Origin of the sequence: Microbacterium sp. Cr-K32, from assembly GCF_000708345.1 — a bacterium.
Classification (GTDB): domain Bacteria; phylum Actinomycetota; class Actinomycetes; order Actinomycetales; family Microbacteriaceae; genus Microbacterium; species Microbacterium maritypicum_A.
In genome coordinates this window covers 158,534-172,442 of record NZ_JARD01000018.1, presented here as the reverse complement: position 1 = coordinate 172,442, position 13,909 = coordinate 158,534, and the positions used below count along the sequence as shown (strand labels likewise).

At 69.0% G+C, this 13,909-nt stretch carries 13 protein-coding genes and 1 tRNA gene; 11 read left to right on the top strand and 3 right to left on the bottom strand.

Going from position 1 to position 13,909, the window contains the following annotated elements; genetic code table 11:
• The first annotated feature begins 76 nt into the window (after positions 1-76).
• Together GZ64_RS0109165 and GZ64_RS0109160 are read left to right on the top strand one after the other, a co-directional pair.
• Positions 77-322 (top strand): hypothetical protein, encoded by a 246-nt coding sequence (locus tag GZ64_RS0109165; protein WP_021198161.1) that lies wholly within the window; start codon positions 77-79, stop codon positions 320-322.
• Positions 319-1,182 (top strand): hypothetical protein, encoded by an 864-nt coding sequence (locus tag GZ64_RS0109160; RefSeq protein ID WP_029259692.1) that lies wholly within the window; start codon positions 319-321, stop codon positions 1,180-1,182. The genes GZ64_RS0109165 and GZ64_RS0109160 overlap by 4 nt, the downstream gene beginning before the upstream one ends.
• 25 nt (positions 1,183-1,207) lie before the next feature.
• Here GZ64_RS0109160 and GZ64_RS0109155 read toward each other — a convergent pair whose 3' ends face one another.
• Positions 1,208-2,047 carry an SDR family NAD(P)-dependent oxidoreductase gene (locus tag GZ64_RS0109155; RefSeq protein WP_029266072.1) on the bottom strand — a complete coding sequence of 280 codons (840 nt, stop codon included), beginning with the start codon at positions 2,045-2,047 and terminating at the stop codon, positions 1,208-1,210.
• 130 nt (positions 2,048-2,177) lie between these two features.
• Between GZ64_RS0109155 and GZ64_RS0109150 the strand changes: the two genes are divergently transcribed.
• The 6 genes from GZ64_RS0109150 (at position 2,178) to GZ64_RS19060 (ending at position 8,233) form a co-directional block, all read left to right on the top strand.
• Positions 2,178-2,762, top strand: a complete 585-nt coding sequence (locus tag GZ64_RS0109150) for a hypothetical protein (RefSeq protein WP_029266070.1) — start codon at positions 2,178-2,180, stop codon at positions 2,760-2,762.
• Positions 2,763-2,826: 64 nt separating this feature from the next.
• Positions 2,827-2,899: transfer RNA gene (locus tag GZ64_RS0109145), tRNA-Arg, on the top strand.
• 189 nt (positions 2,900-3,088) lie between these two features.
• A complete protein-coding gene (locus GZ64_RS0109140) occupies positions 3,089-4,549 on the top strand; it encodes a pyridoxal phosphate-dependent decarboxylase family protein (RefSeq protein ID WP_029266068.1) in 1,461 nt (486 codons plus the stop codon).
• Positions 4,546-5,871 (top strand): lysine N(6)-hydroxylase/L-ornithine N(5)-oxygenase family protein, encoded by a 1,326-nt coding sequence (locus GZ64_RS0109135; protein WP_029266065.1) that lies wholly within the window; start codon positions 4,546-4,548, stop codon positions 5,869-5,871. Before GZ64_RS0109140 ends, GZ64_RS0109135 begins: the two co-directional genes overlap by 4 nt.
• Positions 5,868-6,449: a GNAT family N-acetyltransferase gene (locus tag GZ64_RS19685; RefSeq protein ID WP_081859712.1), complete on the top strand. Its 582-nt coding sequence runs from the start codon at positions 5,868-5,870 to the stop codon at positions 6,447-6,449. Before GZ64_RS0109135 ends, GZ64_RS19685 begins: the two co-directional genes overlap by 4 nt.
• Positions 6,446-8,233 carry an IucA/IucC family protein gene (locus tag GZ64_RS19060; protein WP_081859711.1) on the top strand — a complete coding sequence of 596 codons (1,788 nt, stop codon included), beginning with the start codon at positions 6,446-6,448 and terminating at the stop codon, positions 8,231-8,233. The genes GZ64_RS19685 and GZ64_RS19060 overlap by 4 nt, the downstream gene beginning before the upstream one ends.
• A 96-nt stretch (positions 8,234-8,329) precedes the next feature.
• Here the strand turns inward: GZ64_RS19060 and GZ64_RS0109120 are convergent, their stop codons facing one another.
• Positions 8,330-9,265 carry a LysR family transcriptional regulator gene (locus GZ64_RS0109120; protein WP_021198155.1) on the bottom strand — a complete coding sequence of 312 codons (936 nt, stop codon included), beginning with the start codon at positions 9,263-9,265 and terminating at the stop codon, positions 8,330-8,332.
• Between the two features lie 71 nt (positions 9,266-9,336).
• On the opposite strand from GZ64_RS0109120, the gene GZ64_RS0109115 reads away from it, so the two are divergent.
• Together GZ64_RS0109115 and GZ64_RS0109110 are read left to right on the top strand one after the other, a co-directional pair.
• The gene (locus tag GZ64_RS0109115; protein ID WP_029266059.1) at positions 9,337-11,067 is read left to right on the top strand and encodes an L-aspartate oxidase; all 1,731 of its coding nucleotides are present in this window, start codon (positions 9,337-9,339) and stop codon (positions 11,065-11,067) included.
• Positions 11,068-11,169: 102 nt separating this feature from the next.
• Positions 11,170-11,964 (top strand): APH(3'') family aminoglycoside O-phosphotransferase, encoded by a 795-nt coding sequence (locus GZ64_RS0109110; protein WP_029266057.1) that lies wholly within the window; start codon positions 11,170-11,172, stop codon positions 11,962-11,964.
• Between the two features lie 14 nt (positions 11,965-11,978).
• Here the strand turns inward: GZ64_RS0109110 and GZ64_RS0109105 are convergent, their stop codons facing one another.
• Positions 11,979-12,275, bottom strand: a complete 297-nt coding sequence (locus tag GZ64_RS0109105; protein ID WP_029266054.1) for a hypothetical protein — start codon at positions 12,273-12,275, stop codon at positions 11,979-11,981.
• Between the two features lie 126 nt (positions 12,276-12,401).
• Here GZ64_RS0109105 and GZ64_RS0109100 point away from each other — a divergent pair, with 126 nt between their 5' ends.
• The gene (locus tag GZ64_RS0109100; protein ID WP_029266053.1) at positions 12,402-13,898 is read left to right on the top strand and encodes an L-serine ammonia-lyase, iron-sulfur-dependent, subunit alpha; all 1,497 of its coding nucleotides are present in this window, start codon (positions 12,402-12,404) and stop codon (positions 13,896-13,898) included.
• Positions 13,899-13,909 lie beyond the last annotated feature (11 nt).

Genomic DNA, 13,909 nt, shown 5'->3' with positions numbered 1-13,909 from the left:
CCGCAGAGTCGGCTCCGGTTGTATATTGGGGCGATCGGAGTCGGTCCGGAACTGTTGCGCTGTCCTGGGGAGCGAGATGCGGAGTCTTGCTGTCGCGGTCGGATGCCTGTTGCTCGTCGGCGGGATCACGCTCGTCGCGATCGCGGATCAGGAGCGCATGGCGTCGATCGCCGCGGTCAAAGCGGAGATCGCACGCGTCGAAGGCGCGCTGGACACGTCGCGCGGCGAGAACCGGGAACTCGCCGAGAAGCTCACCGCCCTGCGGTCGAAGCTCGCTGAGCAGGACGCGCAGATCGCCGACACGACGGGGTTCCTGCCGTGATCCGCCGGGTGCTGGCCGTCACCCTCGCCGCCGCGGTGCTACTCATCTCGGGGATGATCGGCAGAGCTGACGCCCTCGAGCACGAGAGAACGACCGCTGTCGCACAGCTCGTCGCACTGAACGGCCAGTATCGCGACGCCGGCCAGCGCACCGACTACCTCGACGGGGCCGTCGAACGCGCAGAGCAGGAGACCGCCGATCGCGCCGCCGTCCTCGCGCTGCGGCCCGCCTTCCTCGCCGAGGTAGAAGCCCTGACCGCCGCACTCCAGGGGGCCGAAGGTCGGGTGGACACGGCCGCGCACCGCGCCGCCGCCCTGTCGGCACAGCAGGCCGTCGCCGCCGAGAAGGAGAACCCCGATACCGTCGCGGCGGCCACGGCGACCCTGCACGCGCTCACGGAGAAGGTGGGCACAGAGGTCGCGTCCTGGCAGGCGGCACAGAGCTCGGGTCCCGGAGGGCCGATGTGGTCGTCGAGCGGTCCGGAGGGGTACGCGCGGGTGCGGGCAGCCCTCGACCTCGTCGGTGGTGGGGGCGTGGGACTCTACGAGTCCTCGTCGTGTGCGGGCGGGAACGCCCCGGCCTGCGCGAACAGCAACGGATACATCAAGTACCGCGCCGACATCGCGACCTGGAGTGCCGGCCGGTTGAACTGGGCGATGGCGCATGAGCTCGCGCACATCTACCAGTTCCGCGTATGGGGCGCGCTCACCTCATCCGGGGCGTACGGGGCGCTGTTCGGCGGTGACCCGGAGTTCCTCGCGAACTGCATGGCCGTGGTGCGGGGCTATCCCGGATCGGTCGGCTGCAACGGCGACCAGCAGGCGTGGGCCTCGGCCATCTGGGTGGGCACCGTCCGCTGAGCGGGAGCCTGTCGCCGGCGTCCCCTCAGGTCGCCGGCGTCGTGGTGTCGATCGCCGCGCGCAACGGGCGACGCATCACTCGCCAGTAGGAGGCGGGAGCGATGCGGGTGAGCACGTCGATCAGGCGGGCTTCTCGCCCGACCATCGTGCGCGCAGCCCGTCGTTCGGTCGCCCGCACGATCCGGGCCGCGGCATCGGTGGGCTCGGTGTGGTACATCGCGGCCTGCGCGGCAGCGGCCCGGGCCGCCACCTCCGGGTCGATCGCCGCGGCGTAGCGACCGTGCAGGATGATCCCGGTGCGCACCCCCGCAGGGTAGACGGCTCCGACGCTCACCGAGGTGCCCTCGAGCTCGTGCCGCAGAGCCTCGGAGAACGCGCGCACCGCGAACTTGCTGACCGCGTACGGGATGCGGCCGGCGGGGGCGGCGAGTGCGTAGACGCTCGCCAGGTGCGTGATGTGCGCGGCCGGCGCGGCGCGGAGCGCGGGGAGAAGGGCTTTGGTGACCGAGACCGTTCCCCAGAGGTTCACGTCGGTGAGCCAGCGCATCTCCTCCATGGTGAGCTGGTCGATGTCGCCGAGCATCGACGAGCCGGCGCACGTGATCAGGGCGTTGATGCGCGGGTGGGCCTCGGTGATGTCGGCGGCGGTCGCGAACACGGCCTCGTCGTGGCGGAGGTCGACGACATGCGTCGTCACGCGCACGCCCTGCAGTTCGGCCGCGATCGTCGCGAGTGACGCGGCGTCGTGGTCGATGAGCGCGACGTGCACTCCCCGAGCCGCCAGCAGGCGTGCGATATCCGCGCCCATCCCGTTCGCCGCTCCGGTGATCACGGTGGTGCTGCCGGTGAGTTCGAGGTGCTTCATTGCTCTCCTGCACGGCGCGATCCTGGTGCGAACCCGCGGATGTCGGATGGGTGGGGCAAGCTGATTCCGAACCATTCTGGCCGACACCGGGCTGCAGTGATACCGGTACGCTCAAGGAGAGGAGGTACCGGTGGGACGGACAGCGGATGCCATCGCCGAGGGCGTTGCGATCGCGACCGCTGCGGCGCGCCTCGCCGTGAAGAACCACATCCTCATCGGCACCATCGCCGAAGATGGCGTCTTCGACACGGACAAGTACATCGACGACGCGCGTGAGGCGCTTCGTGCCATGGCCGAGGAGTCGGAAGAGGCGGCTGCCACCGTCACCGCGTTGCGCAAGAGGGCGAGGGGCCGGCACTCCGATCCGGTGGGGACGCACGACTACCGCGACCGCGATGTGCGCAACCTCCGCCGACGTGCCAAGCAGTCCACCGGCGTTGCCGTGCGCCTGCGAGAGATCATGCAGGACCGCGATCGGCTCGCCGAGATCGTCGAGGAGGCGCGTGACGCCGCCTGGGCGGATGTGCGCCACAACCTCGACCGCCGACTGCGGGTCGAAGGCATGCGCCCGGATCAGGATCCCGACTACAACCGCATGCGCGAAGCGCGGATGCAGGCCCTTCGACTCGTCGATCTGCAGGCGCTCTCGTCGGAGCAGAGGGCCAAGGCCAAGCGCCGGAAGAAGCAGCAGAGGGCCGCGTCGGTGGAGGACTGAGGCCTCGTTTCGCTTTCGCGTCGGGACTGTTGTAGGCTGTTCTACGGCCCGCTGAGCGGGCTGGGCGCCCGTAGCTCAATGGATAGAGCATCTGACTACGGATCAGAAGGTTAGGGGTTCGAGTCCCTTCGGGCGCACACTGTGTTGAGACAGTGAAGGAACGGCTTCCACTTCGGTGGGGGCCGTTTCTGCGTTTCTGCCCGCTGTCATCGGTCCTCGATGCTGCCGCATCCGCCCACGTCCGCATCCGCCCACGTCGTGAGTTTTTCTATACAGTCCAAAAATCATATGTAGGATAGGCAAACCTAACTTAGGAGTTGTCCATCGTGACTGAGTTGCTCACTTCCTCGACCGTCGACGTCTACCGCTCCCAGATCGCACGCACGGCGTCTCGGGTGGCCGCAAGGTTCACCGAAACCACACAACCCACTTCTGGCGCCTCGCTCGCAGAACTGCAGAATCTCGTCGATCGGGTCGACCTCGCCGGCTCCGGCATCGGCACCGCGTCGGCCATCCGTGAGATCGATGATCTCTTCCTCGCCCACGCCGTGTGGTTTCACCACCCCCTGTATGCGGCGCACCTGAACTGCCCGGTGGCGCTCCCCGCCGTCGCGGCCGAGACGATCCTCGCCGCGGTCAACACCTCGGTCGACACCTACGACCAGTCGACGGTGGGCACGCTGATGGAGCGTCGGCTGATCGAGGCCGTGACGGGATGGGTGGGGTTCGCCTCGGGCGACGGCATCTTCACCTCCGGGGGCACGCAGTCGAACCTCCATGCGCTGTTCCTCGCCAGAGAGGCGGCACTGGCGGCGGTCGGCGGCTCGCGTACGACGTCGATGTCTCGCTTGGTCGTCTTCGCCACGGCATCCAGTCATTTCAGCGTCGGCAAGTCGTCGCTGCTGCTCGGCCTCGCCGACGATGCGGTCATCGAGGTGGCCGACGACAGCGCAGGGCGGATGCTTCCGGCTGACCTCGATGCGGCGGTCTCTGCGGCTGTGGCGGAGGGACGGGTGCCCATCGCCGTCGTCGCCACCGCAGGCACGACCGACCGCGGCGTGATCGACCCGCTCGCGAGCATCGCCGCGGTGTGCGACGCCCGCGGTCTGTGGCTGCACGTCGACGCTGCCTACGGAGGAGGACTCCTGGTCTCGTCCCGGCGCCGGCACCTTCTTGCAGGCATCGAACGGGCACGGTCCGTCACCGTCGATTTCCACAAGAGCTTCTTCCAGCCCGTCTCCTCCAGCGCCCTGCTCGTGCGCGACCCCCGGGATCTGGTTGCGGGCGCCTGGCACGCCGATTACCTCAACCCGCGGGAGAACGACGAACCCAATCAGGTGGACAAGTCGCTGCAGACCACGCGCCGTTTCGACGCGCTGAAGCTGTGGGCGACGCTCCGATCGATGGGGACGGCGCAGGTCGGCGAGCTGTTCGACGCGGTCATCGATCTCGCCACGGCCGCCGGCGATCTGGTCGACGCCGATCCCGAACTCGAGCTGGTGGGTCGCACCCAGCTCAGCACCGTGCTCTTCCGCGCGCGTCCCGGGGATGTGCCGCCCGCAGTGCAGGATGAGCTCGTCGCGGGGGTCCGGCGCGTGCTCTTCGAATCCGGCCGTGCACTCGTCGCGAAGACGGTGATCGACGGACGGCCCTGCCTGAAACTGACTCTCCTCAACCCGGAAGCCACCCTCGACGACGTCCGAACGATCCTGGACATCGTGAAGGACGCGGCGACTGCTCTCGCGGGCATATCGCCGGATCTCGTCGCCGCGGAGGCGACGGCATGACCGCGCACGTGCACGACGTCGTCGGCATCGGCATCGGCCCGTTCAACCTGGGGCTCGCCTGTCTCGCGGATCCGCTCGGGGTGGACGCGGTGTTCCTCGACCGTGCGGAATGCTTCCGATGGCACCCCGGGATGATGATCGAGGGCTCGACCATCCAGGTGCCGTTCCTGGCCGACCTGGTCACCATGGCCGATCCCACCTCGCGCTTCTCCTTCCTCAACTGGTTGAAGCAATCGGGGCGGCTCTACCCGTTCTACATCCGTGAGAGCTTCTATGCGCTGCGTACCGAATATGACGCGTACTGCCGCTGGGCGGCCGAGCAGCTGCACCAGCTGCACTGGAATCACGAGGTCGTGCGGGTCGAGCATGACCCTGTCGACGACGTCTACATCGTGCAGGCGATGCGCACCGACACCGGCGAGGAGCGCACACTGCGCGCCCGACACGTCGTCGTCGGGGTCGGCACGAGCCCCACGATCCCGACGGCTCTCCGCGACATCTCCGGCCGTGCCGTGCACAGCTCGGCATACCTGGAGAATCGTGATGCGCTTCGTGCGACGGATTCGATCACGGTGGTCGGCAGCGGCCAGTCGGCGGCCGAGATCTACCGCGATCTCCTCGAGGGTGCGCGCGACGGCGGCTATCGTCTCGACTGGATCACCCGGTCGCCGCGGTTCTTCCCCATGGAGTACACGAAGCTCACCCTGGAGATGACCTCACCGGAGTACACCGATCACTTCCATGGCCTTCCCCTCGCGCTGCGGCAGCACCTGAGTCGGGAGCAGCGGAGCCTCTACAAGGGTGTCTCCGCCGACCTCATCGACGACATCTACGACACCCTCTATCGGCTCAGCGCCGAAGGTGCAGTGCCCACGACGCTCCTCGCCGACACCGAGGTCACCGCCGCCGAGTGGGACGGCGTGCGCTTCCGGCTCTCGTTGCGGCACGGCCAGCTCGGAGAGCAGCACGACAGGGAGACGGCCTCGCTCATCCTCGCCACGGGGTACTCTGCCCAGACGCCGCCTTTCCTGCAGGGCATCGCCGACCGTCTGGACTGGGATGCCCTGGGCAGGATGGACGTCGCGCGCGACTACAGCGTCGACGGCGGACGGGCGCGGGTCTTCGTGCAGAACGGTGAAGAGCACACCCATGGGTTGACCGCCCCGGACCTCGGCTTCGGCGCCTGGCGCAACTCGTCGATCCTCTCGTCGATCCTCGGTCGAGACGTCTACCCGATCGAGCGCCGCATCGCGTTCCAGGACTTCGGTGTCCCCGCCGATGCCCTCCGGGAGTCCACCGCGCCCGGGGCGGTCGTGCGATGACGACGACGACCGGGATCGGAGTATCGCTCACCGTCGCCAGCCCCCTTCGGGACGCGGCTATCCTGCACCGCTGGCTGGCCGATCCCCATTCGGCGTACTGGGGCATGACCGACCTGGATGTCCCCGCCGTCGCGGCCTATCTCGCCGCTGTCGATGCTGATCCCGCCCAGCAGGCGTGGCTCGGGCTGGTCGACGAGGTCCCGCTGTTCTACGCCGAGACCTATGACCCGGCGCAGGTGCTGCTGACAGAGGTCCACGACGCGGTGCCGGGCGACATCGGCATGCACGTCCTGGTGTCGCCTCCGGGCGAGGACCCCCGACACGGGCTGACCGATGCGGTGTTCGCCGCCGTGATGTCGTGGTGCTTCGATGAGCTCGGCGCGGAGCGCGTGGTCGTCGAACCGGATGTGCGCAACGCGCGCATCCGCGCGAAGAACGTGCGCGCCGGCTTCGAAGAGGTGCGCCACGTCGTCATCGACGAGGGCGGGCACCTCAAGACCGCGATGCTCTCGGTGTGCACCCGCGCCGGCTTCGCGGCGTCCGAACTGATCCGCCTCGACCGAGAGGGACGCGCATGATCGCCCCCGCCGCCCACCTGACGATCGATTCGCTGGAGCGCGCACAGCGTCACCTGGTGGCCAAGGCTCTCGCGGAGTTCAGTCACGAACGGCTGATCGCCCCGGAGCCCTCCGGCGATGGTTGGCGCGTCGGTGTGCCTTCCTCCGCCGTCGAGTACCGGTTCCGCGCCATGCGTACCGAGCTGGAGCACTGGATCATCGAGGAGAGCAGCGTCCGTCGCCTCATCGACGGTGCGGATGCCGTGCTGGACGCGCAGCAGCTGATCCTCGAGCTGCAGCCGACCCTCGGCCTGTCGGATGAGCTTCTCCCGTTGTACCTGGAAGAGATCGCCTCCACGCTCGCCGGCTCGATGTTCAAGATCGCGCGGGGTGGGCCGTCGGCGCGGGAGCTGGCCGGCGCCGACTTCCAGACGATCGAGGCGGCGATGACCGAGGGGCACCCTGGTTTCGTCGCGAACAACGGGCGCATCGGCTTCGGTGTCTCGGATCATGCCACCTTCGCTCCCGAGGCCGCCCGGTCGTTCCGCCTGGTGTGGGTCGCCGCGCGGCGGTCAGCATCGCATCTGGCCCTCGGCGCCGATCTCACCGAGGAGACCCTGCTTTCGGGCGAGTTGAGTCCGACCGAACGCGATCGCTTCGCCACCCGTCTTCGCGACCTCGGCGAGGAGCCGGCCGACTTCCACCTGCTGCCGGTGCACCCGTGGCAGTGGGAGAACCGCGTGACCATCACCTTCGCTCCCGACCTCGCCCGACGCGACCTCGTCTACATCGGCGAGAGCGAAGACGACTACCGCGCCCAGCAATCGGTGCGCACCATGTTCAACGTCTCGCATCCGCATCGGCACTACGTGAAGACGGCTCTCGCTGTGCAGAACATGGGGTTCCTTCGGGGGCTCTCTCCGGCGTACATGCGTGTCACACCCGCGATCAACGACTGGGTGGCCGCGCTCGTGGCCGCCGACCCGACATTCGCGGATGCCGGCTTCCGAGTGCTCCGGGAGCGCGCGTCGATCGGCTACACGGGCGACGTGTACCACCGCACCGCACAGCCGTCCGCCCACCGCAAGATGCTGGCCGCCCTCTGGCGCGAGAGCCCTGTGCCGTTGGCAGCCGGGGCTGAGCGACTGGCGACTCTGGCGTCGCTCCTGCATCGCGACAGCGAGGGCGTCTCGGTGGTCACCACGCTCATCCGTGCTTCCGGTATCCCCGCGACCGCGTGGGTCCACCGGTTCCTTCGCGCGTATCTCCGGCCGATCGTGCACAGCCTGCTGGCCCACGATCTCGCGTTCATGCCGCACGGCGAGAACCTCATCCTCATCCTCGAGGGGAACGTGCCGACCGGTGTGTTCATGAAGGACATCGGTGAGGAAGTGGCGCTCCTGTCCGAGCGCACGCTGCCGGAGGAGGTGCGACGCATCGTCGCCCCCGTCGGCGACGAGGAGAAGGCGCTCGCCGTCTTCACCGACGTCTTCGATGGGGTGCTCCGGCACCTGGCGGGCATCCTCCACATCGACGGCACCCTGACTGAGGGGGACTTCTGGCGCCTGGTCGGAGAGACGGTCGATGAGCATGCCGATGGGCATCCCGACCTCGAGTCACTCGTCGATCTGCGGGCCGATGCATTCGCCCATTCGTGCCTGAATCGTCTGCAACTGCGCAACACGCTGCGCATGGTGGACCTCGCGGACCAGTCCGCTTCTCTGATGTACGCCGGAACGCTCGACAATCCCATCGGTCGGGCGCGCAGCTCGTCGCCGATTCCGCTGTCGCCCCAGGGAGGGTGAGCGGATGACCAGCGGTGGTTCGCGATGCCCTCGGCATTCCGCGCATCCGGGTGATGGATGGGCGGGACCGTGGATGTGCGGTCTCGCGGAGCGAGATCAGAGCAGGCTGGTGATCGCCGGGTCGCGGTCGGCGACGTCCGCGGCGGTGGCGACGATCACCTGGCGGATCGCGGCGACGGCGACGGCCGGCGTGACGTCTGCACGGTGGGCGAGGCTCACCGTGCGGGTCATCATGGGGTGCGTCAGTCGCACCGAACGAAGAGCGGGGCGATCGAGCAGAACCATGGCCGGCACCACCGCGACGCCGACGCCGCGCTCGACGAAACGCAGCACCGCATCCATCTCGGCGCCCTCGAGCACATGGGTGGGTCGGAGTCCCTCGGCGCGGAAAGCCGCATCCGTGGTGGCTCGAAGCTCGTAGGTCTCGTCGAGGGCGATCAGGGGGAGGGTGGCGAGGTGGTGAAGCGTCATCGACGCCGAACTCGACACCGGTGGCTCGCTCGCGGCCGAGACGACGACCAGCTCCTCGGTGAGGAGCGGGGTCCGCGTCAGGCTGAATCCAGAGGGAGGAGGTCCTTCGGACTCGGTGATGAGGGCGATGTCGACGGCGCCGACCGCGAGCTCCTCGACGAGCCGGCGAGAGCCGCTCTCCGTCAGGTGCAGATCGATGCCGGGATGCGCGGAATGGAAAGCGCGGATGGCCTCGGCGACCAGGCTGATGCAGAGTGTCGGAGGGGCGCCCAGGCGCACGCGTCCACGGCGGAGTCCGGCCAGCTCGCCCATCTCGTCACGGATGGCGTCGGCCTCGGCGAGCATGCGCTGCGCGCGGGGGAGGAGGGTCTCGCCGGCGGCCGTGAGAGCGATGTGGCCGCGTGCGCGGTGGAACAGTTCCGCGCCCAGTTCGCGCTCGAGCGTGGAGATCTGCCGGCTCAACGACGGCTGCGCCAGATGCAGGTGCTCGGAGGCGCGGGTGAAGTGTCCGAGACGCGCGACCTCGACGAACCCGCGGAGTTGCTCGAGGTTCATGACCATAGCCTACCCGCATCGTTTCAACTCGAACTATGCATTGGAGTTATTAGGATCCCCTAACTAGCGTGGATCGCATGGCTACGCGCGAACGACAGATATCCACCACGGTCCTCGTCATCGGCACTGGAGGGTCGGGTCTGCGGGCGGCGATCGAGATCGCCGAACACGGAGTGGACGTGCTCGCCGTGGGGAAACGACCGCGGCAGGATGCGCACACGTCGCTCGCCGCCGGCGGCATCAACGCGGCACTCGGCACGATGGATGCCGACGACAGCTGGCAGCAGCACGCAGCCGACACCATCAAGGAGAGCTACCTTCTCGCAAACCCGCACACCGTCGAGATCGTGACGCAGGGTGCCGAGCGTGGCATCCGCGACCTCGAGCGCTGGGGCATGGACTTCGCCCGCGAAGACGACGGCCGCATCTCGCAGCGCTTCTTCGGCGCCCACACCTTCCGCCGCACCGCGTTCGCCGGCGACTACACGGGTCTCGAGATCCAGCGCACCCTCGTGCGCAAGGCCGAGCAGCTCGAGGTCCCGATCCTCGACCACGTCTACATCACGCGCCTGCTCGTGCGCGACAACGTCGTGTTCGGCGCCTACGGCTTCGACCAGGCCGACGGCACCCGCTACCTCATCCACGCGGACGCCGTGATCCTCGCCGCGGGCGGACACAACCGCATCTGGCGCCGCACCTCGTCCCGCCGCGACGAGAACACCGGCGACTCCTTCCGTCTCGCGGTGGACGCCGGCGCGCGGCTCCGCGACCCCGAACTCGTGCAGTTCCATCCGTCGGGCATCATCGAGCCGGAGAGCGCAGCGGGAACCCTGATCTCCGAGGCCGCACGCGGTGAAGGCGGAATCCTCCGCAACGCCCTCGGCGAGCGATTCATGGCGAAGTACGACCCCGAGCGGATGGAGCTCTCGACCCGTGACCGCGTCGCGCTCGCCGCGTACACCGAGATCCAGGAAGGGCGCGGCACCGAGAACGGCGGCGTCTGGCTCGACGTCTCGCACCTGCCGCGCGAGACGATCATGACCCGTCTGCCGCGCGTCTATCAGACGATGATGGAGCTGCAGATGCTCGACATCACGACCGATCCGATCGAGATCGCGCCGACCGCGCACTACTCGATGGGCGGCGTCTGGGTGCGTCCGGAAGACCACCAGACCGACGTCGACGGCCTCTATGCGATCGGCGAGGCGTCGAGCGGTCTGCACGGCGCGAATCGTCTCGGCGGCAACTCGCTCATCGAACTCCTCGTCTACGGACGCATCGTCGGTCAGGCGGCAATGGAGCATGCGGCGGGGCTCGACGCGCAGCGCCGGTCGGCGACCGCGGTGGCGGAAGCGCGGGCCGAGATCGACGATCTGCTGGCGGCCGAGGGGCGCGAGAACGTCCGTGCCCTGCAGCGCGCGATCCGCAACCTCATGACCGAGTACGCCGGTGTGGTGCGCTCGGAGGAGGGGCTGCGCGCCGGTCTCGCCGACCTCGACATGATCGAGGGGCGCATGGAGGACATCGGCATCCACCCCGACATCGCCGGGTTCCAGGACCTCGCGCATGCGTTCGACCTCAAGGCATCGGCACTCGCCGCCCGGGCCACCCTCGAGGCCGCGCTGGAGCGGCGGGAGACCCGCGGATGCCACAACCGCAGCGACTTCCCCGACACCGATCCCACGTTGCAGGTGAACCTGGTGTGGTCGCCGAAGGACGGCGTGACCCGTGAGGCGATCCCAGAGATCTCGCCGGAGATCGCGGAGCTCATGCGCGAGGTCGACACCGCGGGCAAGCTCGTCGAGTAAGAGCACACAGCGGCGGCTTCCGGTCGCACCTGCTGTCGTCCCGTCGACGATCAGGCAGCATCAGGTGCGACCGGAGCGGGTCCGGTGCGGGAGGATGAGCAGATGCACATTCCCGCAGAACTGCTCCCCGATGGTGCGGACTGGCTGCCCGTGGAGAGCGGCGAGTCGGGCGCGGCTGTGCTTCGCGATGAGGCCGGTGGGCGATACGTCAAGGTGGTCCCCTCGTCGCAGGCGGACGAACTGGCGGCCGAGCGCGACCGGATCGCATGGCTCGCGAGCGTCGGCATCCCCGGTCCGTCGGTGATCGAGTGGCGTCTCACCGCGCACGGCGGTGCCCTCGTGACCTCTGCGGTGGAGGGAGTCCCCGCCGACCGGCTCGATGCGGCCGGTCTGCGTGCGGCGTGGCCGGCGATCGCCGACATCCTGCGGCGTCTCCACGCCGTCCCGGTGTCCGACTGCCCCTACGGCCAGGGAGTGGACGGGATGATGACGGCAGCCAGAGCGACGGTCGCCGAGGACCGGGTGCAGACCGAGTTCCTGCCCGTCGCGCTGCAGGATGTGCCGCCGTCGCGGATCCTCGCCGGCCTCGAGGGCGAGCTCCCGCGACGGATCGTCCAGGAGCAGGCAGAAGCGGTGGTCTGCCACGGCGACTTCTGCCTGCCGAACATCCTGATCGCGCCCGACGGCTCGCACGTCGCCGGACTCATCGATGTCGGCCGGCTCGGGCGTGCCGACCCCTACGCCGACATCGCCCTGCTCCTGGCGAACGCCCGCGAGACGTGGCCCGACGAGAGCACCGCCCGTCGGGCGGACGACGACTTCGCTGCGCGGTACGGCATCGATCTCGACTCTGCCCGTCAGGACTTCTACCTGCGGCTCGACCCGCTGACCTGGTAGCGCGGTCGCGGGTCTCAGCCGGCCTGCGGCTTTTCCGTGTCGACCACGCCGATGCCGACCGCCTCGTGATCGGGCTCGGGCTCGTCGCGCTTCGGGGCCTTGGGTTCCTCGCCCGGGGCCTTCTCGGTGCTGGGCTCTTCGAGGTCTTCGGTGCGGGGCACTTCACTCGGGTCGGCGTCTTCGGGGGAGTCGGCTTGTGCCGGTGTCGTGACCTCGCCGTCGCTCGTGTCGGAGGTCGGGGTGGGAGTCGGAGTCTGCGCCTCGGCGGAGAGCTCGTCGGTGGGCTCGGGCTCGGGAGTGCTGTCGGTCATGGGGACCCCTTTCGATGATGTCGTCCGCTCAGGATGCCTCGGCGGCGGATGGGGCTGTAGGGGGTTGACGGGACGGCGAGTTAACCTCGGTGAACCGAAGTCGCCGATCCGGCGTAGCCTGGAGGGGTGACTGCGTACGTCTCGGCCTTCGACCTCTTCTCCATCGGAGTGGGGCCTTCGAGCTCCCATACGGTCGGACCGATGCGAGCGGCTCTCGACTTCGCACGACGACTCACTGCGACGGGCGTCCTGCCGCAGGTCACCCGCATCGGAAGCACACTGTACGGATCGCTCGGCGCGACGGGAATCGGGCACGGGACGCCGGATGCCGTCGTCGCCGGCCTCCGCGGACTCGCGCCGGAGACCTGCGACCCCGCCGAGGTGCGCTCGGCCTGGACCGACCTGCCGGCACAAGCCGTGATCCGCATCGACGGCGCGCACGACGTGCCCTTCGCGAAGGACGACATCGTCTTCGCGCCGCGCACCCGGCTTCCCGGTCACCCGAACGCCATGACCATCACCGCCTGGGACTCCGCGGAGCAGGTCGTCGCCGAGGAGACCTACTACTCGGTCGGCGGCGGGTTCATCCGGCGCGATGGCGAGGAGGCGAAGCTCGCGACCTCGGGATTCCCGTACTCGTACGCGGATGCCGCGTCGCTGCTCGCACTCTGTGACGAGAACGGACTCTCGATCGCCGAGGTGGCCCGACTCAACGAGACCTCGCTGCGCAGCGAGGAAGAGGTCGCGGCCGGCCTCGACGCGATCTGGGACGCGATGTCGGGGTGCGTGGATGCGGGTCTCCACGCCGACGGCACGCTTCCCGGCATCCTCAAGGTCAAGCGGCGGGCCGGAGTGATCCGCGGCCAGCTCGAAGAGGTCGAGGCCGACGGCCATCGTGAGCTTCCGGGTGAGTGGCTCGGCGCGTTCGCGCTCGCCGTCAACGAGGAGAACGCCGCGGGTGGCCGCGTGGTCACGGCGCCGACGAACGGTGCCGCCGGAATCCTCCCGGCCGTCGCGATGTACTGGTGGCGGTTCCTCGCCGACTCCGGACTCGGGGCGGGCAACGCGGTCACGCCCTACGGCGAGCTGGTCGGCAGCGCACTCCTCGGGTTCGAGTCGGATGTGCGCGCGGTGAGCGACGGGAGCGACCTCGACGAAGAGCAGACCGCCGAGGCGAACCGTCGCCGTGGCATCCGCCGCTTCCTGCTGACCGCGACGGCCCTCGGGTCGTTGTTCAAGGCCAACGCGTCGATCTCCGGGGCGGAGGGCGGATGCCAGGCCGAGGTCGGCTCCGCCTGCGCCATGGCAGCCGGCGGCCTGACGGCGGTGATGGGCGGCACGAACCGCCAGATCGAGAACGCCGCCGAGATCGCGATGGAGCACCACCTCGGTCTCACCTGCGACCCCATCGGCGGACTCGTGCAGATCCCGTGCATCGAGCGCAACGCGATCGCCGCGTCGACGGCCGTGACCGCCGCCCGCCTCGCCCTGCGCGGCGACGGCAGCCATTACGTCTCCCTGGATGCGGTCGTCGAGACCATGCGCCAGACCGGGGCCGACATGTCGACGAAGTACAAGGAGACCAGCGAAGGCGGCCTCGCGGTCAACGTCATCGAGTGCTGACGGTCCTCGGT

Excerpts from the sequence above, each read along its gene's own strand:
- GZ64_RS19060 (WP_081859711.1), top strand. The coding sequence starts at position 6,446 with ATGATCGCCCCCGCCGCCCACCTGACGATCGATTCGCTGGAGCGCGCA.
- GZ64_RS0109110 (WP_029266057.1), top strand. The coding sequence starts at position 11,170 with ATGCACATTCCCGCAGAACTGCTCCCCGATGGTGCGGACTGGCTGCCC.
- GZ64_RS0109115 (WP_029266059.1), top strand. The coding sequence starts at position 9,337 with ATGGCTACGCGCGAACGACAGATATCCACCACGGTCCTCGTCATCGGC.
- GZ64_RS0109155 (WP_029266072.1), bottom strand. The coding sequence starts at position 2,047 with ATGAAGCACCTCGAACTCACCGGCAGCACCACCGTGATCACCGGAGCG.
- GZ64_RS0109105 (WP_029266054.1), bottom strand. The coding sequence starts at position 12,275 with ATGACCGACAGCACTCCCGAGCCCGAGCCCACCGACGAGCTCTCCGCC.
- GZ64_RS0109135 (WP_029266065.1), top strand. The coding sequence starts at position 4,546 with ATGACCGCGCACGTGCACGACGTCGTCGGCATCGGCATCGGCCCGTTC.
- GZ64_RS19685 (WP_081859712.1), top strand. The coding sequence starts at position 5,868 with ATGACGACGACGACCGGGATCGGAGTATCGCTCACCGTCGCCAGCCCC.
- GZ64_RS0109120 (WP_021198155.1), bottom strand. The coding sequence starts at position 9,265 with ATGGTCATGAACCTCGAGCAACTCCGCGGGTTCGTCGAGGTCGCGCGT.
- GZ64_RS0109165 (WP_021198161.1), top strand. The coding sequence starts at position 77 with ATGCGGAGTCTTGCTGTCGCGGTCGGATGCCTGTTGCTCGTCGGCGGG.